Below are 23295 nucleotides of genomic sequence, written 5' to 3'. Positions count from 1 at the left end.
TTGTTTTCTGAGTACTTGATCGTAAAGTACAGATATGCACATCCCTCACTTTCTCTGGCCAAAAACCGGTAGGCGCCGCCCCGCTGCCGCCGCCGCCCTGTTGGCCGCGACCCTGGGCCTGACGAGCTGCAGCGCGGCGGCCTCGTCCACCGGTGGCGACGACTCCGACCTGCCCGTGGTCCTGACGACGTTCACCGTCCTGTCGGACCTGGCCACCAATGTTGCCGGCGAGCACCTGCAGGTGGAGTCGATCACCAAGCCGGGCGCCGAAATCCATGGTTATGAGCCCACCCCCGGGGATATCAAGAAAGCCTCGAAGGCCGATCTGATCGTGGACAACGGCATGAACCTTGAAGCCTGGTTCGAAAAATTTGTGGACCACTTGGACGTCCCCCATATGGTGGCCAGTGAAGGCGTGGACGTCATCGACATCAGCGAGGACGAACAAGCCGGGCTGCCCAACCCGCACGCCTGGATGAGCCCCGACAACGCCCAGCTGTACGTCGACAACATGGCCGAGGCCTTCGGGGAACTCGCCCCCGAACATGCCGATGCTTTCCTCGCCAACGCCGAGGAATACAAAAACGAGATTCAGCAGGTCGGCGACGATCTCGAAGCCGATCTGTCCACGCTGCCGAAGAACGAACGGGCACTGGTCACCTGCGAGGGTGCCTTCTCCTACCTGGCCCGCGACGCCGGCATGACCGAGCAGTACATCTGGGCGGTCAATGCCGAACAGCAGGCCCGGCCCAGCCAGATCGCCGCGGCCATCGAGTTCGTGAAGGACCAGCAGGTGCCCGCGGTGTTCTGTGAATCCACGGTCTCCGATGCCCCGATGCAGCAGATCGTCGAAGCCACCGACGCCGACTTCGGCGGAACGCTCTACGTCGACTCGCTCTCCGGGCCCGAAGGACCGGTCCCCACCTACCTGGATCTGCTGCGCCATGACGCCGACACCATTTCCTCGGCACTCACCGGGGCCACCTCGTGACCGCCGCGATCGACGTCCGCGAGGCCACCGTCCACTACGGGGAGGTCCTGGCCCTGGACCGTGCCACCGTGACCTTGCAGCCGGGCCGCATTTGCGGCCTGGTCGGCATGAATGGGTCCGGCAAATCCACGCTCTTCAAAACGATCATGGGTTCGGTGACCCCCGACCAGGGTTCGGTGCAGATCAACGGCGGAGCCCCCTCGGCCGCCCGCAAGGCCGGCACCATCGGCTATGTTCCCCAAAGCGAGGAAGTGGACTGGGCCTTCCCGGTTTCCGTCCGCGATGTGGTGATGATGGGCCGTTACGCTCAAATGGGCATCACCCGCCGGCCACGGCCCGCGGACCGCGCCGCGGTCCAGGACGCCCTGGAGCGGGTGGAACTCACCGAATTTGCCGACCGGCAGATTGGTCAGCTTTCCGGCGGGCAGAAGAAACGGGCCTTCGTGGCCCGGGGTATCGCCCAAGGGGCGACCATCCTGCTGTTGGATGAGCCCTTCGCCGGCGTCGATAAGCGCACCGAGGCCACCATCACGTCCCTCTTGCGTGGACTCGCCGCCGAAGGGGCCACCGTCCTGGTCTCCACCCACGATCTGCACGCCTTGCCGGCGCTGGCCGATGAGGCCGTGCTACTGATGCGCAAGGTGCTCATGCATGCCTCCCCCGCGGAAGTCCTGCAACCCGAGAACCTCGCCCGCGCCTTCGGCCTGGACGTCATGGACCGGGAGGTGCTGGCGTGAATCTCATCGAACTCCTCGCCGAACCGCTGAGCTATGACTTCATGGTCCGCGCCTTGGCCACCACCGTCATCGCCTCGGTCGTCTGCGCCGTGCTCTCCTGCTGGCTGGTGCTGGTGGGCTGGTCGCTGATGGGTGACGCGGTCTCCCATGCGGTGCTTCCCGGCGTCGTCCTGGCCTACGTGGTCGGGGCACCCTTCGCCCTGGGAGCCATCGTTTTCGGGTTCCTGGCCGTCGCCCTGATCGGGGTGGTGCGTGACACCAGCCGGGTCAAGGAAGATGCGGCGATCGGCATCGTGTTCACCACGCTCTTTGCCTTGGGGTTGGCCCTGATCTCGGTGACCCCCTCGCAGACGGACCTGAACCACATCATCTTCGGCAACCTGCTCGGTGTGTCCCGGGCGGAGCTGTGGCAGGTGGGCATCCTGGGGGCCATCACCCTGGCGGTCCTGCTCCTGAAGCGCCGGGACTTCACGCTGTATGCCTTCGATCCCACCCACGCCCAGGCGATCGGGCTGAACCCCCGCCTGCTCGGTGCCGCCCTTTTGGGGCTGCTGGCCCTGACCTGCGTCGTGGCCCTGCAGGCGGTCGGCGTGGTGCTCGTGGTGGCCATGCTCATCATCCCGGGCGCCACGGCCTACCTGCTCACGGACCGGTTCTCCCGGATGCTGGTGCTCGCCCCACTGATTTCCGTGGTCTGCGCGGTGGCCGGACTGTATGTGAGCTACTACCTCGATACCGCTTCCGGGGCCATGGTGGTCCTGTCCCAGGGGGCGGCCTTCACGGTGGTGTACCTCTTCGGCCCGCGCCACGGACTGCTGGGCAAACGGTGGGCTGCACGGCGCCGCAAACGGCTGCTGACCACCGCGGCCTAAGGAACAACTAGTCGGTGGCCACGGACACGAAGAGGGCATCGCTGGCCGTTTGCCCCAAGCTCAAGGGGTGCTGGCCTGAACCGTCCACCTGCACTTCCAACGTTCCCGAATACGGTTCGCCGGCACCGACGGTCAACCGGGCACCACAGCTGATGTTCCGATCCCTGAAATACCCCAGCAGCTCGCTATCGGAATCGGAGATCCGCTCCACCACCACGGTGGTTCCCGGTTCGACGCCGGTGAGCTGAACGGCGTCGGGAACCTCCACGGTGCCGTCCGCTGCGGGGATGGGATCCCCGTGCGGGTCACGGGTGGGATGCTCCAGGATGACGTCGATGCGTTCGATCATGAAGTCGGAGACGGCATGCTCGAGGACCTCGGCCTCGTCGTGGACCTGTTCCCAGCCGTAGCCCAGCACCTCGACCAGGAACGATTCGATCAGCCGGTGCCGGCGGACCATCGCCACCGCGTGGATCCGTCCGGTTTCGGTCAATTCAACGGTGCCGTATTTGGCGTGGTTCAGGTATCCCTGCTCGGCGAGCTTGCGCACGGCATCGGAGACGGTGGAGATCCGCAGACCGGTTTTTTCGGCGATGTCCTTGGTCGTGACCGGTTCGCTGGTCCACTCCGAGAGACTCCAGACGGCTTTGAGATGGTTTTGGGCGCTGTCCGACAATTCTGTAACCGACATGCAGGCCAGTCTACGCAGCCCGCGACCCGCACGCCCGTCGGGCCCCGTTGGAGCCGCTCCATCTGGTCCCGGCGCACCTGCTAGCCTTCAAGTCATGGCCCTGCTGCAGCCCTGAAGCAACAGGTCCTGCGGTCTGCGGCAGTGACGAGGGGGATGTATGGACGGGACGATCACCGAGCTGGATGATCCTGTCCTGATCGTTCGCGCCCAATCGGGAGATCTGGCGGCGTTCGAGGAGATCGTCCGCCGGTACCAACGCCCCCTTCTGCGGTTCTGCCGTGGCATGCTCGGTCGCGGACCGGATGCCGAAGACGCCGTCCAGGACGTCATGGTCACCGCCTGGCGTCGGTTGCCGACCCTGCGCTCCGCCGAGGCCGCGTCGACGTGGTTATACCGGATCGCCCGGCATAGTTGCATCGACCTGCTCAGGAAACGGCAGCCCGACGGTGGCGATCCAGCCGAATACGAAGACCGCCAAACCCCGAGCGAATCATCTCGGCGCCCCCTGGCGGGGCCCGCCGAGGACACCGAAACCCAGTTGGCTCTGGCCGAGCTGTGGCGATTCGTCGCCACCATGCCCTGGGCCCAACGCGAAGCCTGGATGCTGCGCGAGATCCACGGGTTGAGCTACCAGGAAATCGCCGCTATCACCGGCGAAAAGCTGGCCACCGTCCGAGGACGCATATCGCGCGCCCGCATCACGTTGGCCGAAAGGATGGACCCGTGGAAATGACCACCGGAGGCGAGGAGGTGCCAGCTTGCGACCGCTCCGAAGAGGACATCTGGGAGCGTCTGGACCTGCCTCCCGACGAGCACGAACTCTCCTGCCCGCACTGTCAGGAACAACGCCGCCGGCTCCAGCCCCTGCTCTTGGCGACCCGACGGCTCCGGGAGACCCCGCCGGAAGAGGCCGCCGAGGAGGACGCCGCCTTGGAGCGGATCCGCCATACCGCCATGGACGGCATTCGTGCCGAAATTCGGCGTGGCCGGCGCCTCGAGGTGCTGGTGACCCCGCACGGCCCCCTGGAGCTCAGTGTCTACGTGCTCAATGAGGTCATCCGCCGGGCCGCCGACGGTGTTCAGGGCATCAAACTGGGCCGCCACGGCACCACGGGGACGACGACGGATGCCGGACTCCCCGCGGTGCTCTGCCACCTGTCGGTGCAGATGAACGCCGATGAACAGGTCCCGGAGGTCGCCGAACGACTCCGCGCGGCCACCCTGGCCGCCCTGGCCGACGAGCTGGGCGTCGTCCCCGCGGCCGTCGATATCACCGTGGAGGACATCACCCATGACTGAGCCAACCGTTGAGCCCACCGCCACCGAAGCGGCCCGCACGGCGGCCATCACCGAAGTCTTGGAAACCGACGGGGTGGCCGAGGTGTTCCCGCCGACCGTCGCCATCGTCCGCGCCCTGGCCTCCCGGCCGGCCTCCCCCACCGAAGCCCTGCGCCTGCGCCAGGGCACGGAAGGGACCGAGGCGCGGATCGACATCGGTGTGGAGGCCGGTCACCGGGCCACCGACGTCGCCCGGGCAGTGCAGCAAAAAATCCATACCGTCCTGCTCGGCCACGGTCTCAAGATGGCCTTCGTTGCTGTCACCGTCCTGGAACACGGTCGAGCCGACACGGGGCCGCGGAACTAGCATCCAAAGTTTTTTTCGTTTCGACCGTGACGTTTTCCTCCCGAAACCGTCTGTACTCATGAGACCGACGCACCGTGCGTTGGCACCAGGGAGGAAATCATGGCCGAGAACACGCACACGAACCTGCCGAAGACCACCGAGGAAGCACGCGCGAAACAGGCTCCCCAGCCGGCCCAGCAGTCCCCGCAAGCCCAGGGACCGCTGCAGACCGACCACGGCACCACCACCATTGCCGAGACCGTCGTGCAGAAGTTGGCCGGAATCGCTGCCCGCGAAGTTCCTGGCGTCTACGCCATGGGAGCCGCAGGCCGCCGCGCCCTGAACGCGATCTCCGAACGCATCCCCGGATCCCAGACCAATGTCAGTGGCGGGGTTTCCGTGGAGAAGGGTGACCTGCAGACGGCCATCGATGTGAGCATCGTCGTCGAATATGGTGTCTCCATTGCCGAGGTCGCCGAAGATATTCGCCGCAGCATCATCCAGGCCGTCGAGCACGGAACCTCCCTGGAGGTGATCGAGGTCAATGTGAACGTCACCGACGTGCACCTGCCCGAGGAAGACAACGACGATGCTGTTTCCGATCGCTCCGATCGTCTGGAGTAGACGATGACGAGCACACGCTTCTGCACCATTATCGGACTGGTCCTGGGGACCATCTGGGTGATCGCCGGATTCTGGGCGATGCTCTTGGTGGCCGTCGTCGCGGCGGTCGCCTTCGGCGTCGGCCGCGTCCTGGACGGACGTGTGGACCTGCAGGACTGGGCGGGCCGCATCCAAGGCCGGCGCTGATATGACCGCCTCCAGCCTCAGCGCCGCCACCACGCCGGAACCGGACGTACCCTCGTCCCCCGAAACCCGGGGTCGGCTGACCATCAGCGAACGGGTGGTCAGCCGCCTCGCGGCGAAATCCGCTGCCTCCCATCCGGCGGTGGGCGCCCGCTCCGGCGGCGTCCTGGGGGTCGGGGCCAACCAGGATTTCAGCGCACTGCCCCCGGCAACGGCGACGATCGCCGGGTCTTCGGCTTCCGTTTCCGTACGGATCGGGCTGCGGTTCCCCAGCGACATCCGCGCCACCACCGAGGAGGTGCGCCAGGGAATCATCACCGACCTTGAAAGATTCGCCGGCGTCACCGCCGCACCGGTGGACATCCAGGTGGAGTGGCTGGAAGCCGCACCACCGGCCAGGAGGGTCCTATGACGAAGACATCCTCGCTGCGGCCGCGCCCGGCCCGGGTCCTCCCGGCGACGATTGCTGCCGTGCTGCTCATCGCCGTCGGAGTTTTGCTCACCGGCCTGGCGATCATGCGGCTGCAGGACGGGCAGTGGCCCAGCGCCGCCACGTTCATGGCCGACGTCGGATCCCGTACCTGGGGTTCCCGCTCGGTAGCCGCAGGTGGTGGCCTCATCGCCATCGCCGGCCTGGTGTTGCTCCTCTGCGGGATCCTGCCCGGACGCCCGTCCCCACGTTCATCGCCGAGCCCGCAACGGTCCGATTCCGTCGGTTCCTCGGAGGCCGTGGTGACCCGCCGTGGGACCGAACGCCTGGTCGAGAACCGGGTCAACGCGATGGACGGGGTGGGGACCTGCAAGGCCCGGATGAAGGGCACTTCCCTTTCCCTCACCGTGCGCACCCCCTTGCGTGAGCATGGGCAGTTATCCGAGGCCGTGAAAACTGCGGCCCGGGAGATCCTGTCCGAAAACCTCGTCGGTGCTCTCCCGGCACTGAACGTCAGGATGGTGAGTACCTCATGAGATCCTTTCCCGCCACGTTGAACCGCACGCTACTGATCATCATCGGCTTCGTGATGCTGGCCGGTGGGCTCTGGCTGATCTGGCCCTGGTTCCAGACCACCGTGGGTCTGCGGGTCCCGGAAGGCGCCTCGGGGTTGCTGGCCGATCCCTCGGCCGACCTGGCGCCGGGTGCCACCGATGTTCTGGAACAGTCGTGGATGCCCGCGGCGCTGATCGTCGTGGGCATGATCGTGCTGTTGCTCGGGCTGGCCTGGCTTGGACGTCAGGTGCCGCGCTCGCGGCGGGCAGAAACCCTGCGTTTCACCGCCGACCCGGGTGCTGGAACCACCACCTTGGACCCGAAGGTTCTGGAATCTGCCGTCTCCCAAGCGGCCGCAGCGTTGCCACAAGTGGCCGCCGCGAAGGCCATGCTCAGGGGGAGCGTCGGTGCCCCCGACCTGCTCCTGCAGGTCCACGCGGAGCCGGCTGCCCACCTGCCCCACCTCACGGCAACCCTCACCGAGCAGATCGCGGCCGACGTCGTGCTCTGCCTGGGCCATCCGCTGGAACACTTCGCCATCGAGTATTCGGTCGAGAAATCCAGCTGAGAACGCCCCACCACTAGACCCAACCCCCCAACACCAAAGGAGAAACACATGGGACTCGGAGACAAGATCAGCAATAAGGCCCAGGAAGCCACCGGCAAGGCCAAGGAGGCCGTCGGCGACGCCACCAACAAGGAAGACCTGCAGGCCGAAGGCGTGGCCGACCAGGCCGCCGCCCAGGCCAAGCAGGCCGGCGAGCACGTCAAGGACGCCGCGAAGGATGCCTTCGACAAGTAGCATGCCCAACGCACCCGTCGTCATGGTTCCGACCAGGACGACGGGGGCGTTGTCATGTCCTGATGATTCCGGCTAGAAGTCCAGGACCACGCGGAGCACCACGTAAGCGGCGACCACGAAGACCAAGGAGGCGAAACCGCGTTTGAGTACCCGTTCGGGCAAGGAGCGTCCGATGTGCCCGGCAATAGAGGACGCCACCATGGCGGTACCGGCGAAGGCCCCGGTCAGTCCCCAGTCCAGGTCGAGGCTTCCGATATGGGAGATGAACCCGCCGATGGAGTTCACCACCACGATGACCAGCGAGGTCCCCACTGCCATGGTCATCGGCAGCCCCAGGATCAGCGCCAGAGCCGGAACAATGAGGAACCCTCCCCCGACACCGAGCAATCCGGTCAGGAATCCGACGACGACGCCGGTAGCCACCGCCTTGGGCAGACGGCGACGCCAGATGACCGTTCCATCGGCAGCATAGTCGTGGCCGGCTCGAGAGCCCACGGGAAGCAGCATGCGGATGCCGGCCAGCACCATGATCGCGGCGAAAACGATCAGCAGGACCTGCTGATCGAGCAGCTGGTTCACCGCGGTGCCGGCAAAGGCCGTCGCCCCACCGGTGGCCCCGATGATCAGGGCCAGCCGCCAATCCACATCGCGTCGGATGCGGGGCAGCACCGCCATCGTCGATGAGGCGCCCACGACGACCAAGGAGCTGGGGATGGCCGCCGACAGCGGCATCCCCACCCCGTAGACCAGTGCAGGCACCGCCAGGATGGAGCCACCCCCGCCGACGAGCCCCAGCAGCCCGCCGACAATTAGCCCGAAGACCAGGGCGGCACCGATCACCGCTGGCTACTTGGCCTGCTGGGCGGCCCAGGCGGCATAGCTGCCCTCGAGCTCGACGACGTCGTAGCCGGCATGGCGCAGGGTGCTGGCGACCACCGAGCTACGCACCCCGGACTGGCAATAGGTGACGATGGTGCCGCTGTTCGGCAGTTTCTCCAGGTTCCAGAGCACCCGGCCACCGTGGAGTTGCTCCGAACCGGGGACCTTCCCGGCCTCGTGCTCGGATTTTGCCCTCACGTCCAGCAACAGGGCCTTGTCGAAGTCGGCGACCTCATCCGGCTGCACCAATCTCGGTGTGTGGTGTGGCAGGCCCTCGATGCTGGTGACATAGCCGGAGACGTCGTCGATGCCCACCCGGATCAGGTGGTCCCACATCGCCTGGGCCGATGCGGGACCGTCGGCCAACAGGACCAGCGGGCGCCGGTCACGTTCGGGGTCGATGGCCCAGGCACCATAGGTGGCCATGGATTTGATCGCCGGGATGTTCACCGATCCGGCGACCGTGCCCCGATGGACGTCGGTCTGGGACCGGGTGTCCACGAAGGTCGCCTCGTTGGCGGCCAGCCAGGCGGCGACCTGCGCCGCGTCGAGCTCGGCCAGTGGCTGGCGTTCCCCCAGGACCGCCGGGCCGGCGAGGTTCTGGCGCTTCATGCGTCCGAAGTAGGCCGGGGCGTCGGGCTGGCCCTCGAGCAATTCGGCGACGAAGCCTTCCTCGTCGTCGGCTTCCAGGTATTTGCCCCACCAGGCGTTGAGTCGTTCGTAGCCCACGGTGCTGGAGGGAACGGCGCCCAGGGCCTTGCCGCAGGCGCTGCCGGCCCCATGTGCCGGGTGAACCTGGACGTGGTCGGGCAGGGTGAGGAATCGATCCCGCAGGCTGGCGAACATCTGTTGCGCCCCGATGAACCGGGTGTCCACGCCGCCGGCTGCCTCGTCGAGCAGATCGGGGCGGCCCAGATCCCCGCAGAACACGAAGTCGCCGGTCAGGGCGTAGCCCGGGTCCTGGGAGAAGGCACCATCGGTGACCAGGAACATCAGGTGCTCGGGGGTGTGCCCCGGGGTATGGGCGGCGGTGAGCGTGATGTTGCCCAGGGTGATCGTTCCGCCGTCGGTGAGCAGGCTGGCCTCGAAGTCATAGAGCCAGTCGGGTCCGCCCTCGCCGGAAACATACAGGGTGGCCCCGGTATCCGCCGCCAGTTCGCGGGTCCCCGAGAGGTAGTCGGCGTGGACGTGGGTTTCGGTCACCGCGACGATCTTCAGGCCGTTGGCCGCGGCGATCCGGTGGTAGACGTCGGTATCGCGTCGGGCGTCGATGACCACTGCCTCCCCGTTGGACTGGCAGCCGATGACGTAGCTGGCCTGGGCCAGATCGGTGTCGTAGATGCGTTCAAAGAACACGTGTGCGCTCCTTAATGGTGGCGGGGGCCCGCATCAGGCGCGGCCCTTGAGGATGAGGTTCCAGTACATGAACGGCAGCCCGTAACGCTTGAGATACCACATGTCCTTGCGTTCATGGGTGGTGTCGATGAACGGGATGCTCGGCGCCGGACGCATGCTGTAGTCGAATTCGGCCAGCAGCATCGTGTGCCGGGAGGTGGTCAGCGGGCAGGAGGCATAACCCCCGTAGCTGGCCGACGGCGTCTTGCCACTCATTGCGGCCAGCAGGTTCTTCACCAGCACGGGTGCCTGCTGGCGAATGGCCGCACCCGTTTTGGAGTTCGGGCTCGAGCCGGCGTCGCCGAGGGCGAAAACTTCTGGATAGGTGGTGTGCCGCAGCGTGTTCTTGTCGATCGCCACGTAGCCGGCAGGGTTGTCCGGGTCGGCCAGAGCGCTGTTCTTGAGCCAATCCGGCGCCGACTGTGGGGGCACCGCATGGAGGAAGTCGTAACCGAGGTCTTCGCTGGCTTCGGTGGTGTTGTTGCGCACCGAGACGGTTTTGGCCTCCGCGTCGATGGAGGTGACTTCGCTGGAAAAACGGACTTCAATACCGTAGTCGGCGACGACCCGGTCGAGTTCGTCGGAGAATTCCTTGACCCCGAACATCCCGGGTGTCGGCAGGACCAACACCATGCGGATAGCGTCCAGGACCCCTTGTTCACGCCAGTAGTCGGCGGCCAGGTAGGCGATCTTCTGGGGTGCCCCGGCACATTTGATCGGTCCGGCCGGCATGGTGAACACCGCGGTGCCCGAGCGCAGGGCGCGGATCATGTTCCAGGTCTTGGGGGCCAACTCGAAGCGGTAATTGCTCGACACCGCGGGGGTCTCCAGGGCTTCGGACAGGCCGGGTAGCTGGTCCCAGTCGAGCTGGATGCCGGGGCAGACCACGAGGTAGTCGTATCCGACGACGGCCCCGGAAGCGAGGGTGACGGTCTTCGCCTCGGGATTGGTTTCCGTGGCGGCGTCCTTGATCCAGGCGACGCCCTGGGGCATGACCGAGGCCTGGTGCCTGACGGATTCCTTCGCCGGGGCCCGTCCACCGCCGACCAGGGTCCATAGCGGCTGGTAGTAGTGCTGGTCGCTGGGTTCGACGACGGCGATGTCGTCCTGACCGGCGTGGCGCAGCCGGGCGGCCACGCTCAGTCCGGCGTTGCCGCCGCCGATGATCACGATGCGATGGTGCAGGCCCATATGAAACGTCTCCACTTCGTTCGGCTCTGCCCGCCGGATGTGGCATACGGCGGGGAAGCGCCGGGGATCACAGCACCTCATGACCTAATGTACGTACATTTACCGTTGAGGGGAAGCCCCTGGGCGGTGAGGATGATCGAGAGGCCGGGCTCCGCCGGTTCAGCGCCCGGCCGCAGGGGCCGCGGGATACGAGGTGGTGACGGTGAAACGGTCCCCCCGGATGAGGGTTTCGCGCCACTCCACCGCTTGTTCCCCGGCCAGGCCGAGACGCTCGATGAAGAAGACAGCCGTCCCGGCAGGGCAGGCCAGGCGCCGGGACTGCTGCGCATCGGCGGCCAGGGCATGCAGGGTTTCGTGTCCAGCGCTCAGGGTGATCGAACATTCACGGCGCAGCACCTCGTAGAGGGCGGTATGGCTCAGGTCGGCGCCCAGGACCGGGGCCGCGACGTTTGCGGGCAGCCAGGTGTCGTCTACGGCGATGACATCGCGGTCCGCATAGCGGGTGCGGGAGATGAAGACGAGGTCGGCGTCGGCGTCCAGGCCCAGGTGCGCGGCCGCCGTAGCGGACCGGCGCAGTTCGGCGATTTCGACGACGCTGCGCTGGGTCATGCCGGCATTTTCGACGGCGGCGAAGAGGCTGTAGACGGGGCCGAAGCGCTGTTCGTCGACGACGTTGACCACCGAGGACTGCCTACCCCGTTGGGCCGAGAGCAATCCGGCCCGACGCAGCGGTGCCAGGGCGGAACGAATCGTGGACCGGCTGACCTCGTATTCATCGGCCAGGGCCATTTCGCCGGGAAACCCGTCGGCGAATTCTCCGCGGCCGATCCGTTCCTGGAGCTGGTCCTGCACCGATTGCCACAGGGGGACCTTGCGCACTGATCGATCTCGCTGCCCGGTGGCCATCATCTCCCCGCCTCGCTGTCTGGGGTGCCGGCCGGATGCCGGACGCGTGGCCGCCAGGTCTTGACCAGCCACTCCCGTGACCGATGCTATCGCGGGGCAGCCGTCGAGGACGTCAGATGCGGACGTAAGCGGCGCCGTCGCCCTGCCGTCGGGCCAGGTGGGCAATGGCGGCAGGAACGACCCGGACCCCGCCGGCCAGGCTCGCAGCGCCCACCGCTGCCGAGCGCAGGCTGTTGGCACATGCGCTGATCGCCACGTTTCCCGCCCCGGTCAGCTCCGCGACGCGCGCCGCGTCCTGGGCCGATGCCAGCAGTTGGGTCACCGCCGGGCCCTGGACAACGATCTCCACCTCGGCCCCAGGTAATTCGTCCAGGGCATTGGCGGCGACCTTCAACGCCGTGGCCAGGTCGGGGAACGGCGCCTGTCCCGGACCTGCCAGATGCAGCAGCAGGGCGCTCACGGTGTCTCCTGTCCCGCGGCGCCGGCAGCGCGCTCGCGCGGCCGGCCCGAAGCAACCTCCTGCGGGCCGGCGACATGTGATCCGGCGTCACGTGAGTCGACGTCGCTCCGGGGGCTCTCGTCGTGTCCTGATGCTTCGGCCTGCAGGTGACGGCGAACCGCCACGACCCACCAGCCCAAGAGCACCAGTCCCAGCAGTGCCGGCCAGGCCCAGCCCGGTAGCGCCGCGTCAATGGAGCTGGCCGCTGCGGAGATCTGGTCCATCAGCGAAGCGGAGATCAGTTCATTGGAGGTCACGAGTCCTCCGGTGGCCAGCATGATGACCCCGACGGCCACGGTGACCACTCCGGCGATCAACATATTGGTGTTGAAACGGAACCTGCCCAGGGACAGGGTCCGGCCGCGCAGCCAGCCGGCCTTGAAGGCCCCGGTCCTGCGGATGACACCGGCCACTGCCAGCACCGGGATCACCATGCCCAGGGCATACATGGCCAACAGCAGGCCTCCCGAAACGGCGCTGCCTTGGGCCAACACGAGCGTGAGGATCGCCCCCAGCACGGGGCCGGTGCAGAATCCTGCCACGCCGGCGGCGGTGCCCAAGAGGACTGCCCCACCCAGCGACGGGGTCGCCGGCCCCTTGCGACGGGCCCAGTTCGGCAGCAATCTGCTGACGTCGAATCCCCCGCCGAGGATCTGCACGAGGCCCAGGGCGATAATGACCCAGGCGGCGACGACGATCAGGGCCCGGCGGTCCACCGAGATGGTGCCTCCGAGCCAGCCGATGCCCAGGCCGAGCGGGACCAGGGTGGCGAGCATGCCGATCAGGAAGGCCAACCCCAGGGCCGAGAGCCTGCGGGTGGAGGTTGCCGCGTGGGCGAAGAACGCCGGAAGGAGCAGGGCGTTACAGGGACTGAACAGCCCTAGCACTCCCCCGACGAAGGCAAAGACCAGTCCTGCTTCCATCTACTGATCGTCCTTCTCGGCGGCCTTGATTTCCTTGTCGATGGCCTCGATGAAGTTCTCGGTGGGCTGGGCGCCGACGAAGGGGGTCTTATTGAGCAGGAAGGACGGGGTGCTGGTCACACCCAGTTCCATGGCTTCGTCGATGTTCTGCTGGACGACGTCGGGGGCGTGGACCCCGTTCATGTCCTTGATGAGCTGATCGCCATCCATCCCGAGTTTCTCGGCGGTGGCCTTCAGGTTCTGATCCTCGAAGGCGGAGGCCTTGGCAATTTTGCCGCCCTTGGACATCTCCTCATGGAAGTCGAGGTAGCCGTCTTGCATGGCTGCCGCCTGGGCGGCTTCGGCGGCCTTCAGGGACTCATCGCCGAAGATGTCCAGATCGCGCCATTCAATGCGCAGCTTTCCGGTTTCGACGTATTTGTCCATCAGGGTCGGCAGCGTGTTGGCCGTCCACTTGGCGCAGTACGGGCATTGGAAGTCCGAATAGGCCACCATGACCACCGGAGCATCCACGTCACCCACGGCGGTGGGGTCTTCGGGGTCCACGCGGGCCATATCGGGGACCTCCACCTCCTCGCCCGGCGCTTGCTGCTGCGGTGGTTGTTGCTGTTGTTCCTGCGGCGCGGCGTCCGGAGCCGGCTCGGAGGCGGCGCCATTGCCGAAGGGCAGCTGGATGCCGATCAGCAGGCCGATGATCAGGGCCACGGGGATCGGGATGATCCACACCCAGGGCAGTTTCCTGCTCCTGGCTCCGTGATTCCGGCGGGCCGGTGTCGACGGATCGTCGGGCACTGGTGTTTCAGGCATGGGGGTGCTGCTTTCGATCGATTAGTTACTATGTTGCATAGTATCTCTACTATCCTTGATAGTAGATAGAGCGGCGACGATCAAGTTTTCCGTTCAACATCACAGACCAGCCCAGGAGCCAGAACCCATGTCACGCCCCTCACGACCGCGCATCGGCCTCACACGCCGCTTCACGTTGGCCGCGACCGCCCTGCGGTACTGGGGGCCCCGGCAATGGGTCATCTCAACCGTCGGCGCCCTGGCCATCGGCGTGCTGCTCGGCGTGGCCACCGTCCTGATCCCCAACGACTTCTTCACCCGGGACATCGCCCCGACGGTATGGAATCGTCCGGTGTGGATGGTGACCTCCTTGCTGTCCGGACTGTTGATCGGCAGCTATGTCAGTGCCCGCGGGGCGCCTGCGGCACCGGAAAACCCGTCAACCGATAGCGGCTCGCGGTGGGGATTGGCCGGTGGGCTGCTGGCCTGGTTCGCCATCGGCTGCCCGGTCTGCAATAAAATTGCCCTCCTGGCCTTGGGCTACTCCGGCGCCTTGGCCTACTTCGCCCCCTTGCAGCCCTGGATGGCCGGGCTGGCCCTGGTCATGACCTTCGGCGCCGTGATCTTCCGCCTCTCGGGGCAGGTCGAATGTCCGGTGTCCAGCCCCCGGGCCGAGTCACCGCAGGAAGCAGTGGAAAGGACCCAAGCATGAGCACGACGACCGCCCAGGAAGCTGCCTTGCCTTTCGAACCGGGAGAGGCTCCGCAGGTGGGCACGCTGGAACGCCGGGTCCTGGATGTGCTGTGGAAGACCAAGCAGGCCCACACCACCCGCAGCGTCCTGGAGGTCCTCACCTCCGGCGCTGCACCGCATCCCGCCTACACCACGGTGGCCACCGTCTTGGGGCATCTAGTGGATAAGCAGTTGGCCACCCGTGAACTGATCGGTCAGGTCTGGTCCTATACCGCCGCGTTGAGCGGCTGCGAGTTCTCCGCGGCCCATATGGTCAGGGCGTTGGGTGAAACCAATGACCGCCGCCGGTGCCTGGCCAGTTTCGCCACATCACTGGATCCTGCCGACCGGGCCTACCTGAAATCGCTGCTGTAGCCACCGAAACCGTGAGGATGCGTCCGCATCCGCCCCGCCTTGCTAAAATGGTACGGATCTTTTACCCCCTCACGTTAAGTGAGGTCCAGGAGCCACCGACACAGGGACGGAAAAACCATCGGCAGCCACGATCAGGACGAGCAACCGGCCGTCCTCGGTGCTGCCGCGACCACACCAACCGGGCGCCGTCGGGAGTTTTTGACCGGCCTGTCGGTGCCTGCCGGGGTCCTCGTGCTCTGGCAGGGAATCATCCTGGTCTTCGTGCTGCCGCTGGTGAATTTCTTGTTCACCCACGCGTTGGCCCTGGCCGGGACCCCGAATCTGACCGACAGGAACTTCCCACGAATCCTGCATAGTCCCTCGTCGGTGCTGTTGTTCCTGGCCATCGGGTTCATCGCCTTGGGCGCCCTGGCCTTGCAGTACACCTCGGTCATCGCCCTGGTGGGCAGGATCCGTGCCGGTTCCGAGCATCCGGGAACGACGGCGGGACGCCAAGCCTGGCGCGCTACCGGCAGGGCCCTGGGGTTCCAGGCACCGTTGGTGGCCGTCTACGTTTTTTTGCTCATGCCGTTGGGCGGTCTGGCCGAGCTCTCCCCGCTGACCCGCGAGATCGGCGTCGCCCCGTTCGTGACGGCCGAGTATCTGAAGAAACCGTTGAGCCTGAGCTTGTACCTCTCGATGATCAGCGCGCTGGTCTATCTGAACCTGCGCCTGCTGCTGACCATCCCCCTGCTGGTGACACGGGGGCTGAGCCCGTTGCGGGCCATGCTCAGCAGCTGGCAGGCCACCTGGCACCGGCGGCTTCGCTGGCCCGGGATCCTGGCTTCCCCGTTGCTGGCCGCTGCCTTGATGTTCGGTGTCCCCGGCCGCACCGTGGCCTGGGTGGCCACGCTGCCCGGAGCCTTGATGAAGACCGACTCCCATCTGGTCGCCACCTTGGGGTTGGGTGCCGCCCGGGTCGCGGCCTTCGTCCTCATGGTCGTCACCACGGCGGCGTTCATCCGGTGGGCACTCGCCTGGCTGGACCGGAGCGTCCCCGGGGGCAGGGTCATCGACTCGACAGAATCTCCAACGGTGCACCGGGCGCGGTCCCCTCGCCCCGGCAACCCTCCGGCCAGCGGCCTCGGTGGGCGACGGCTGGCCCTGCGCACCACGGCGGGCGCTGCCGTGGTGGCCATCGCCATCATGGGCGCCCCGGCGGTGGCTGCCGCTCCGCCACCGACCTCGGAGCCTCTGGTCGTTGCCCACCGTGGTTGGGTGTGGGGCGGGGTCGAGAACACCCTCGGCGCCTTGGAATCCGCGGCAACCCAGGACCCCGATCTGGTGGAAGTCGACGTCCAGCAGACGAAGGACGGACACTTCGTCGCCAGCCACGACACGAATCTGCTGTTGCTCTCGGGGCATAACGTGAATATCTACGACCTGACCCTCGCCGAGGCGGAGGCCACCACGGTCAGTGCCCGCGGCTTCACCGACCACATCCCCTCGATGGTCGACTATGTCCGCCGGGCCCGGGAGCTGGGGGTCAAGCTGCTCATCGAACCCAAGGTCCACGGCCACGAAACCGACGACTATGTGGACCGGTTCGAGGAGGAACTGGCCTCGGTGGGCCCGCTGGAGAATAATATTTACCACTCCTTGGATGCCGACCTCGTGGAGTCGCTCAAGGCCAGGCGCCCCGATCTATCCGTCGGCTACACCATCGCCATGACCGTCGGCGGCGTCCCCGACGTGAACTGCGATTTCCTGGTCGTGGAGCAGGCCTCCTATTCGAAACGGTTCCTCGACCAGGCCCACGCGGCGCATCTGCCCGTCTACGTGTGGACGGTCAACCGCGAGGACCGGATCCGCAACTATCTCTACGACGGGGTCGACGGCATCGTCACCGACCACCCGCAACGGGCCAAAACCCAACGTTCCCGGGTAGAGGCCCACCCCGCCACGGCGTTCCCGCTCCGCGATGTGGTCAAGCATCTGGCCAACGTGATGCCAACCGCGCGTTAGGTCGGTGCGGGAATGCCCCGGGCCCCGCAGGGGTTGGCCACAGCATGGACCTGACCACGATTCCCCTCACCACCATGGATGAGCACGCCACGACCCTCAACGACTATGCCGGACAAGTAGTGATGGTGGTGAACGTCGCCTCCCGCTGCGGCCTCTCCGGGCAATACGAGCAGCTCGAGGAACTACAACGCACGTATGGCGATCGTGGCTTCACCGTTTTGGGTTTTCCCAGCAACCAGTTCCTCCAGGAGCTGGGCAGCAACGAGGCAGTGCTTGAGTATTGTTCGACGACGTACGGCATCACCTTTCCGATCTTCGACCGGGTGCGGGTGAACGGGCGGCGCGAACATCCGCTGTATACCGAGTTGAAGAAGACGAAGGACGCAGCGGGGAAGGCAGGACGGGTGAGCTGGAACTTCGAGAAGTTCCTCCTGCTACCCTCCGGTGAGAGGCTGCGGTTCCGACCGCGGACCACACCCGACGCCCCGGAAATCATCGCAGCGATCGAAGCGAATCTCCCCGGCTAGCCACCCCCGAACCGATGCGGAGCCACCGATGATTCTTCCTCAGGCACTCATTCCCGTCGCCCTGAAGGCCACCAGTGCCGGCGCCCCCTTCATCACGGAGGCAGCTGCCCGCCGGCGACTGCACCGACGGACGCTCCGCCCAGCTTCCTACGGCCCACCCCGGGGGCTGCGGAAAGACGTCGTCATCTCCGCTTCCCGCACCGAAGCCGGGTGGCCCGCCTATACGCTCGCTCCCCGCAGCACCGGGGCCCGGGGACACGTCGTCTACGCCCACGGTGGTGGGTGGGTTAGCGAGATCGCCCGGCAGCACTGGCAACTGGCTGCACAGATCGCCGCCGAGGCACGGACCGCCGTCCACGTTTTGATCTATCCCCTGGTCCCCTTCGGCACGGCCCGGCAGGTCGTCGACGGGTTCACGACAGAGGTCCTCACGTGCTTGGAAAGCGCTGAACCAACGGTTCTGGCCGGCGATTCGGCAGGAGGGCAGATCGTCCTCTCCACGCTCCTACAGTTGCGTGACCAGCACGGGGTCACCCTGCCCCGGACAATCGCCATCGCCCCGGCAGTTGATCTGTCCATGAAGAACCCGGAGATCGCCATCGTCCAACCCAGCGACCCATGGCTCGGCACCCGGGGAACCCAGGTCTTCATCGACCTCTGGAAAGACACCCTGGACGTGGACAACCCAGTGGTCAGCCCGCTCAACGGGAAGCTGGACGGCCTAGGGCCCATCACGCTGTTTACCGGAACCCGCGATATTCTCAACCCCGATGGGCGGCTCTTTGCAGAGCAGGCTTCCGCAGCCGGCGTCGAGATCGAATACCTTGAAAAGCAGGGGCAAATTCACGTGTATCCACTGCTGCCCACGGTGATCGGACGTACTGCCCGTCAGCACATCGTGGCCCGGGTCCGCGAAGCGACCACCCGCTAGCCCCCCGAACCCCACGACCTGCAGGGGTTTCAGCTGCCGCGGATCCCGACGCTGATGATCTGGTCGTCTTCGGGCCCCGGGCTGCCGCGCCCGTCGGTGTTGTTGGTCAGGAACCAGAGGTCCCCATCGGGGGCGAGGACCGCTTGCCGGAGTCGGCCGAACTGGCCCACAAAGTGTTCATTCGACGTCCCGTCCTCGGCCACCGGCACCACCCGCAGGGCTGCCCCCCGCAGGTTGGCGATGAAAATCGCTCCGGCGGTAATGGCCATCCCGCTGGGACTGGCCTCCGCGGGCTCCCATTGTTGGACGGGGTCGGTGAAACCCTCCTCGTCGGCGATGCCTTCCACCGCGGGCCACCCGTAGTTGGCCCCGGCGGTGATCACGTTGAGCTCATCCCAGGTGCTCTGCCCGAATTCGGTGGCATATAGGGTGCCCACCGCATCCCAGGCCAGCCCCTGCGGGTTGCGGTGCCCATAGCTGTAGACGTAGGAGTCGTCGAAGGGGTTCGATGCCGGAATACCGCCGTCGGGTTCCATCCGCAAGATTTTTCCGCCCAGACTTTCGCGGTCCTGGGCCAAGGACCGGTCACCACTGTCCCCGGTGGTGGCATAGAGCATCTTGTCGGGACCGAATCCCAGCCGCCCGCCATTATGGTTGGTGCCAGCAGGAATCCCATCAAGCAGGGTGGTGACACCGCCCAGCGCCAACGAACCCGGCTTGCCGATGAGGTCGAAGCGCTGGATCCGGTTGCCGTCGGCACCCGTGGAATAGGCGTACAGCTGGTCGGTACCGCGCATCGCCAACCCCAGCAGGCCGCCTTCCCCGCCATGAACCACCCCGGGGATGACGCCGATCTCCCGGGTTGCACCGTTCTCCCCCAGTTCAAGGATGCGCCCGCTATCGCGCTCACTGATCAGGGCCGTCTGCTCGCGGAAGACCACCGACCACGGGGCTTCCAGATCCTCGGCGATCACTTCGTGGCCGTCCTTGATGATCGACGTGGTCGGGGCAGCCTCGACGGGCTGATCCGGAGAGCTGGCAGGTGCCGAACCGCTCATCGCTGCCGTGGACGCCGCCTGTTCCGCGGTTGGTCCCGGTGTACAGCAGCTCAAAGCCAGGCTGGTGGTGATCCCCGCGACGGCGAGAAGCGAACCGCGGCGCATCCGCATGCATGGCCTCCTGGCCGGCTGGCTCTTCACCAGGCGTCGGCAGCTACCTCGCTGGCGGGAACACCGCAACCGGCTCCGACGGCTCCCCTTCCGCCCAGTATGGACGCTGGACCACAAAAGTGCACCCGTTCTCGACCATCGGCAGGTCCCCCTGCGCACGGGCCACGGTGCCGCGTTGACGACCGGCCCCCTGGCTGAAAGGGTTGGTCTTCTTCGACCACCTAACCTCCAGGGGACCCCAACAGATGAAAATCGTGACGTACCTGGCCACCCTCCTCGGTGGCCTGGTCTTCACTACCGGTTTGCTGGCCTGGGTGCTCGCCACCTCCTCGGCCATGGCTCCGGGAGCCGTGCTCTTGGCGGCCTTGGCACCGACGGCCTTCGTGGGGGCCGCCTGGCTATGGGGAACCAGTCGCGTCCGCGGGAAGGTCCAGACACCAGCACGGACACAGACAGCAACCGAGCCAGGGACAGTACCCGCTAGTTCGTGGTGGCAACGTAGCGGACTAGCCTTGCTGGCCATCGGAATCCTGGCCACCCTCCTCCACGCGCTGCTCAGCGCAAACTCCTTAGGGCCCACCGTCGTCATGTTGGGTAGTGGCTTCGCCTTGGCCGGCCTCGGGATGGCTGCCGGTCGGTGGATCGCCAGCCACCGTCCGGATGATCTGCTGTCCCTTCAGTTGAGGCTGCCCACAGCGGAGCGTCTCCAGACGGAGATGGCCTGCCTCGTCGCGGTGGGTTCGCAGGCGATCTTCTGGATTTCGCTGCTCGCCGGGGCTCCATCGCGTCCAACCGGCGATACCACACAGCTGATCTACCATTTGCTGGGCAACACCCAGCTGGCCCTCTACGGTACCGGGGTCGCCGCCCTGATTTGCGGGGCGTACCTGCGCGATCAGATCCTCCACGACGCCCGGGTCAACAGGGACCAGACGGCCCTGCTGCGCCGGGTCATCTTCGGGAGCACGCCGCTGCCCCAGGACGCGGAACTCCGCCGACAAGCCCTGAGGTATTCGGTGGCCATGCCCTATCAGTCGTTCTTCCGGCTCATGGTGATCCCGCTCCTTTTCCTGGCGCAGGCCCTGCAGTATTACGTGGGCATCATCCGGGGCGAGGGCTCGCTCTTCGGCCAAATCACCTCGGTGGCCTTGGCGATTGCCTTGGTCCTCTCCACGGTCCACTTCCTGCGGTTGGGCCGGGCGGCCCGACGCTTCGCCCGGAGACAGCTGGAGGGCCCCTCGGTGAGCACCACTCAGGGCTGAGAGCCGCCGGCGCCCCCGAGCAAGCAGCGGGCCCGCCTGCAGGCAGGGTTCACTCTGCGGTGACCCCCGTGCCGGCCTGCGGTGCCTGGCGTAGTTCGAACCATTTATAGGCTTCGGTTCTGGCTTCTTCGGTCAGCGCCGTGTAGGCGGCGGGTTCGGCGCCGGCATCGCGGGCCGCCTGCTCGAGGTAGTCACGCAATACCCACACATCGACCGGGTCCACCATCTCGCGCAACTCCAGTGCTGCTTCGAGGGCATGGTCGCTGAATTCAAGATCTTCGCAGATCTGCTCCCGGCTCAGACCGGACAACGACAAGTTGGCGGCAAGTTCCTCGCTGGTGGCCTGTCGTTCGGCTGGTTTCAACGTCATGGGTGGCTCCTTCGGCTGATGGGGTCCTTCTCTTGAACCCTACTCGTCCACGTCAAGCCGTGGCCCTCCCGTTTTGACCTGAGACTGTGAGCGGTGCCATCCTACTGTTCATGAACCTGTCAGACAGCTGGACAGCAGGACAGCAGCCGATCGATCGCACGAGTGCCTCCGAGGCGGTCTTCGTTTCGCTGCGATCAGCCATCGAAGCTGGCGATCTGCCGGTGGGCACCAAGCTCAGTTCCGAGGCGGCCCTGGGCTCCCGCTTCGGGGTCAGCCGGTCGGTGATCCGCGAGGCGCTGCGCTCCTGCGCCGCCCTGGGCCTCACCCGCACCGAGACCGGCCGGGGCACCTTCGTCATCGCCGAACAAGCCACCGCCGACCTGGTGCTGGGCACCTTCTCCTCCACCGACCTACTCGAAGCCCGCCCACATATTGAAGGCCCCGCCGCCCGGCTCGCCGCCCAACGACGCACTGATGCGGATCTTGAACGCCTGGAATCGCTGATGGATCAGATGCGCAGCGAGGACGACGCCGAAGCCTGGGTCGAATTAGACACCACCTTCCACCTGGCGATCGCCGCCGCCGGAGGCAACGGCGTCTTCATCAAGGTCCTCTCGGATATCCGCGATGCCCTGGCCCGGCAGTCGGAGACCTTGAACCTGGCCTCGGGCCGGAGGAACCCCTCGGATGCCGAACACCAGCTCATCGTCGCGGCCATCGAAGCCCGCAACCCCGACGCCGCCGAATCTGCCATGCAAGAACACCTCGGGGCCGTCCACGGCGCCGTCGACCATCTCGTGAAGAACGGATATCAGTGAAGCTCCCCGCCCACGCCCCACTCGCCGTCCAGACCCGCGGCGACGCCGTCGAATCCATCCATTACGGATCCCTCGTCACCACGGGGCCCGCTGGGACGGTGACCTCCAGCATCGGCGACGCCCGGGCGGGGTTCTACCCACGCTCGGCCTTGAAACCTCTCTTCGCCGTGGGCCTGGTGCGCGCCGGGCTGGCCCTGTCCAGCGAACAACTCGCCTTGGCAGCGGCCAGCCATTCGGGCTCCGAACGCCACCAGCGCATCGCCGCCTCCACCCTGGCCGACGCGGGCCTCGATGCCTCTGCCCTGGCCAACAGCACCGACCTGCCCTACGGCGTCGAAGAGCAGAAGGCCTGGCTGCGCGACGGAAACGGGCTCACCCGGTTGGCCCAAAACTGCTCGGGCAAGCACGCGGCGCTGGCCTCCCTCTGTGTGACGCGTGGTTGGCCGGTTCGGGGCTACCTCGACACGTCCCACCCCATCAACGAACTGCTACGCAGCACCGTCGAGGAGCTGACCGGCGAAGCCGTGGGTGCGACCAGCACCGATGGTTGCGGCACTCCGGTCTACACCCTGTCCCTGGTCGGGATGTCCCGCGCCTTCGGCCGCTTGGCCGCCGCGGCCGACGGGACAGCTGAACGTGCCGTGGCCGATGCCATGCGCGCCCACCCCGAACTGGTCGCCGGCGAAGGGCGCGATGTCACAGCCATCATGCGGGCCGTACCGGGACTGGTCGCCAAGGACGGATTCGAAGGCATCCAAGCCATCGGCCTGCCCGACGGAACGGGACTGGCCCTGAAGATCTCCGACGGTGGCGACCGGGCCCGGATGCCGGTCGCCGCGGCAGCCCTCACGCGGCTGGCCGATGACCGCTCCGTGCGCGCTGCCGTGGAACCGTTCCTGTCCGTCGGCGCCCTCGGCGGCGGCGAGCAGGTCGGCGAACTCACCGCCGTCACCGCCTAAACCCTTCACGGGCCGTCGGCACCGCCGGCGTCTCCTCCCCGCTTTTTTCTTGTACCCACC

The 23295-nt window shown here is 66.5% G+C and carries 30 protein-coding genes; 20 read left to right on the top strand and 10 right to left on the bottom strand.

Translation table 11 applies throughout. The features are described 5' to 3' along the window. Positions 1 to 34: 34 nt before the first annotated feature. Genes CIK75_RS11070 through CIK75_RS11060 form a run of 3 tightly spaced genes read left to right on the top strand, consistent with a single transcriptional unit; the run spans position 35 to position 2600 of the window. Positions 35 to 991, top strand: a complete 957-nt coding sequence (locus CIK75_RS11070) for a metal ABC transporter substrate-binding protein (RefSeq protein ID WP_096224241.1) — start codon at positions 35 to 37, stop codon at positions 989 to 991. After that, positions 988 to 1728, top strand: a complete 741-nt coding sequence (locus CIK75_RS11065) for a metal ABC transporter ATP-binding protein (RefSeq protein ID WP_096224239.1) — start codon at positions 988 to 990, stop codon at positions 1726 to 1728. The genes CIK75_RS11070 and CIK75_RS11065 overlap by 4 nt, the downstream gene beginning before the upstream one ends. Then, on the top strand, positions 1725 to 2600 hold the full coding sequence (locus tag CIK75_RS11060) for a metal ABC transporter permease (RefSeq protein WP_086997038.1): 876 nt from the start codon (positions 1725 to 1727) through the stop codon (positions 2598 to 2600). Before CIK75_RS11065 ends, CIK75_RS11060 begins: the two co-directional genes overlap by 4 nt. A gap of 7 nt (positions 2601 to 2607) precedes the next feature. Here CIK75_RS11060 and CIK75_RS11055 read toward each other — a convergent pair whose 3' ends face one another. After that, positions 2608 to 3291, bottom strand: a complete 684-nt coding sequence (locus tag CIK75_RS11055; RefSeq protein WP_096224237.1) for a metal-dependent transcriptional regulator — start codon at positions 3289 to 3291, stop codon at positions 2608 to 2610. 157 nt (positions 3292 to 3448) lie between these two features. Between CIK75_RS11055 and CIK75_RS11050 the strand changes: the two genes are divergently transcribed. From CIK75_RS11050 to CIK75_RS11010, 9 genes are all read left to right on the top strand, one after another. Then, entirely contained in the window at positions 3449 to 4024 is a 576-nt protein-coding gene (locus tag CIK75_RS11050) for a sigma-70 family RNA polymerase sigma factor (protein ID WP_096224235.1), read from the top strand. Further along, positions 4015 to 4590 carry a hypothetical protein gene (locus CIK75_RS11045; protein WP_143269234.1) on the top strand — a complete coding sequence of 192 codons (576 nt, stop codon included), beginning with the start codon at positions 4015 to 4017 and terminating at the stop codon, positions 4588 to 4590. Before CIK75_RS11050 ends, CIK75_RS11045 begins: the two co-directional genes overlap by 10 nt. Further along, positions 4583 to 4936: a hypothetical protein gene (locus CIK75_RS11040; protein WP_096224233.1), complete on the top strand. Its 354-nt coding sequence runs from the start codon at positions 4583 to 4585 to the stop codon at positions 4934 to 4936. The genes CIK75_RS11045 and CIK75_RS11040 overlap by 8 nt, the downstream gene beginning before the upstream one ends. Positions 4937 to 5035: 99 nt before the next feature. Continuing rightward, a complete protein-coding gene (locus CIK75_RS11035; protein ID WP_096224231.1) occupies positions 5036 to 5539 on the top strand; it encodes an Asp23/Gls24 family envelope stress response protein in 504 nt (167 codons plus the stop codon). A gap of 3 nt (positions 5540 to 5542) precedes the next feature. Continuing rightward, complete coding sequence (locus CIK75_RS11030; RefSeq protein ID WP_086997056.1) at positions 5543 to 5725, top strand: DUF2273 domain-containing protein; 183 nt, start codon at positions 5543 to 5545, stop codon at positions 5723 to 5725. 1 nt (position 5726) lies between these two features. Beyond that, positions 5727 to 6134, top strand: coding sequence for a hypothetical protein (locus CIK75_RS11025; protein WP_096224229.1), 408 nt, complete (start codon positions 5727 to 5729; stop codon positions 6132 to 6134). Continuing rightward, entirely contained in the window at positions 6131 to 6688 is a 558-nt protein-coding gene (locus CIK75_RS11020; RefSeq protein WP_086997062.1) for a DUF6286 domain-containing protein, read from the top strand. Before CIK75_RS11025 ends, CIK75_RS11020 begins: the two co-directional genes overlap by 4 nt. Continuing rightward, positions 6685 to 7275 carry an alkaline shock response membrane anchor protein AmaP gene (amaP, locus tag CIK75_RS11015; RefSeq protein WP_086997065.1) on the top strand — a complete coding sequence of 197 codons (591 nt, stop codon included), beginning with the start codon at positions 6685 to 6687 and terminating at the stop codon, positions 7273 to 7275. The genes CIK75_RS11020 and amaP overlap by 4 nt, the downstream gene beginning before the upstream one ends. Positions 7276 to 7323: 48 nt before the next feature. Next, a complete protein-coding gene (locus CIK75_RS11010; RefSeq protein WP_086997068.1) occupies positions 7324 to 7509 on the top strand; it encodes a CsbD family protein in 186 nt (61 codons plus the stop codon). Positions 7510 to 7581: 72 nt separating this feature from the next. Here CIK75_RS11010 and CIK75_RS11005 read toward each other — a convergent pair whose 3' ends face one another. From CIK75_RS11005 to CIK75_RS10975, 7 genes are all read right to left on the bottom strand, one after another. Then, a complete protein-coding gene (locus tag CIK75_RS11005) occupies positions 7582 to 8349 on the bottom strand; it encodes a sulfite exporter TauE/SafE family protein (RefSeq protein ID WP_086997071.1) in 768 nt (255 codons plus the stop codon). Positions 8350 to 8355: 6 nt separating this feature from the next. Continuing rightward, positions 8356 to 9744: an MBL fold metallo-hydrolase gene (locus CIK75_RS11000; RefSeq protein WP_096224227.1), complete on the bottom strand. Its 1389-nt coding sequence runs from the start codon at positions 9742 to 9744 to the stop codon at positions 8356 to 8358. A 33-nt stretch (positions 9745 to 9777) separates the two neighbouring features. Then, positions 9778 to 10974, bottom strand: coding sequence for an FAD/NAD(P)-binding oxidoreductase (locus CIK75_RS10995; protein ID WP_096224225.1), 1197 nt, complete (start codon positions 10972 to 10974; stop codon positions 9778 to 9780). A 159-nt stretch (positions 10975 to 11133) separates the two neighbouring features. Further along, a complete protein-coding gene (locus CIK75_RS10990; protein WP_241895413.1) occupies positions 11134 to 11883 on the bottom strand; it encodes a GntR family transcriptional regulator in 750 nt (249 codons plus the stop codon). Between the two features lie 109 nt (positions 11884 to 11992). Continuing rightward, on the bottom strand, positions 11993 to 12340 hold the full coding sequence (locus tag CIK75_RS10985) for a DsrE family protein (protein ID WP_086997079.1): 348 nt from the start codon (positions 12338 to 12340) through the stop codon (positions 11993 to 11995). Continuing rightward, a complete protein-coding gene (locus CIK75_RS10980; RefSeq protein ID WP_096224223.1) occupies positions 12337 to 13302 on the bottom strand; it encodes a cytochrome c biogenesis CcdA family protein in 966 nt (321 codons plus the stop codon). Before CIK75_RS10980 ends, CIK75_RS10985 begins: the two co-directional genes overlap by 4 nt. Beyond that, on the bottom strand, positions 13303 to 14109 hold the full coding sequence (locus CIK75_RS10975; protein ID WP_096224221.1) for a DsbA family protein: 807 nt from the start codon (positions 14107 to 14109) through the stop codon (positions 13303 to 13305). It lies immediately after the preceding gene. Positions 14110 to 14236: 127 nt separating this feature from the next. Between CIK75_RS10975 and CIK75_RS10970 the strand changes: the two genes are divergently transcribed. The 5 genes from CIK75_RS10970 (at position 14237) to CIK75_RS10950 (ending at position 18657) form a co-directional block, all read left to right on the top strand. Then, a complete protein-coding gene (locus CIK75_RS10970) occupies positions 14237 to 14800 on the top strand; it encodes a hypothetical protein (protein WP_096224220.1) in 564 nt (187 codons plus the stop codon). After that, the gene (locus tag CIK75_RS10965; RefSeq protein ID WP_158225945.1) at positions 14797 to 15195 is read left to right on the top strand and encodes a BlaI/MecI/CopY family transcriptional regulator; all 399 of its coding nucleotides are present in this window, start codon (positions 14797 to 14799) and stop codon (positions 15193 to 15195) included. The genes CIK75_RS10970 and CIK75_RS10965 overlap by 4 nt, the downstream gene beginning before the upstream one ends. 78 nt (positions 15196 to 15273) lie before the next feature. After that, entirely contained in the window at positions 15274 to 17199 is a 1926-nt protein-coding gene (locus CIK75_RS10960; protein WP_096224216.1) for a glycerophosphodiester phosphodiesterase, read from the top strand. 44 nt (positions 17200 to 17243) lie between these two features. Further along, positions 17244 to 17726 carry a glutathione peroxidase gene (locus CIK75_RS10955; protein ID WP_096224214.1) on the top strand — a complete coding sequence of 161 codons (483 nt, stop codon included), beginning with the start codon at positions 17244 to 17246 and terminating at the stop codon, positions 17724 to 17726. A 28-nt stretch (positions 17727 to 17754) separates the two neighbouring features. Next, positions 17755 to 18657 carry an alpha/beta hydrolase fold domain-containing protein gene (locus CIK75_RS10950; RefSeq protein WP_086997096.1) on the top strand — a complete coding sequence of 301 codons (903 nt, stop codon included), beginning with the start codon at positions 17755 to 17757 and terminating at the stop codon, positions 18655 to 18657. A gap of 29 nt (positions 18658 to 18686) precedes the next feature. Here the strand turns inward: CIK75_RS10950 and CIK75_RS10945 are convergent, their stop codons facing one another. Then, on the bottom strand, positions 18687 to 19826 hold the full coding sequence (locus CIK75_RS10945) for a PQQ-dependent sugar dehydrogenase (RefSeq protein WP_198962437.1): 1140 nt from the start codon (positions 19824 to 19826) through the stop codon (positions 18687 to 18689). 245 nt (positions 19827 to 20071) lie between these two features. Between CIK75_RS10945 and CIK75_RS10935 the strand changes: the two genes are divergently transcribed. Further along, a complete protein-coding gene (locus CIK75_RS10935; RefSeq protein WP_143413335.1) occupies positions 20072 to 21088 on the top strand; it encodes a hypothetical protein in 1017 nt (338 codons plus the stop codon). A 49-nt stretch (positions 21089 to 21137) separates the two neighbouring features. Here CIK75_RS10935 and CIK75_RS10930 read toward each other — a convergent pair whose 3' ends face one another. Continuing rightward, a complete protein-coding gene (locus CIK75_RS10930; RefSeq protein ID WP_086997109.1) occupies positions 21138 to 21458 on the bottom strand; it encodes a DUF2316 family protein in 321 nt (106 codons plus the stop codon). A gap of 110 nt (positions 21459 to 21568) precedes the next feature. Here CIK75_RS10930 and CIK75_RS10925 point away from each other — a divergent pair, with 110 nt between their 5' ends. Together CIK75_RS10925 and CIK75_RS10920 are read left to right on the top strand one after the other, a co-directional pair. Continuing rightward, on the top strand, positions 21569 to 22276 hold the full coding sequence (locus CIK75_RS10925; RefSeq protein WP_096224426.1) for a FadR/GntR family transcriptional regulator: 708 nt from the start codon (positions 21569 to 21571) through the stop codon (positions 22274 to 22276). After that, positions 22273 to 23235, top strand: coding sequence for an asparaginase (locus CIK75_RS10920; protein ID WP_096224209.1), 963 nt, complete (start codon positions 22273 to 22275; stop codon positions 23233 to 23235). The genes CIK75_RS10925 and CIK75_RS10920 overlap by 4 nt, the downstream gene beginning before the upstream one ends. Positions 23236 to 23295 lie beyond the last annotated feature (60 nt).

The organism is Glutamicibacter sp. BW78 (genome assembly GCF_002332245.1).
GTDB classification, from domain to species: domain Bacteria; phylum Actinomycetota; class Actinomycetes; order Actinomycetales; family Micrococcaceae; genus Arthrobacter_H; species Arthrobacter_H rhombi_A.
This window is presented reverse-complemented; position numbering and strand designations above follow the sequence as displayed.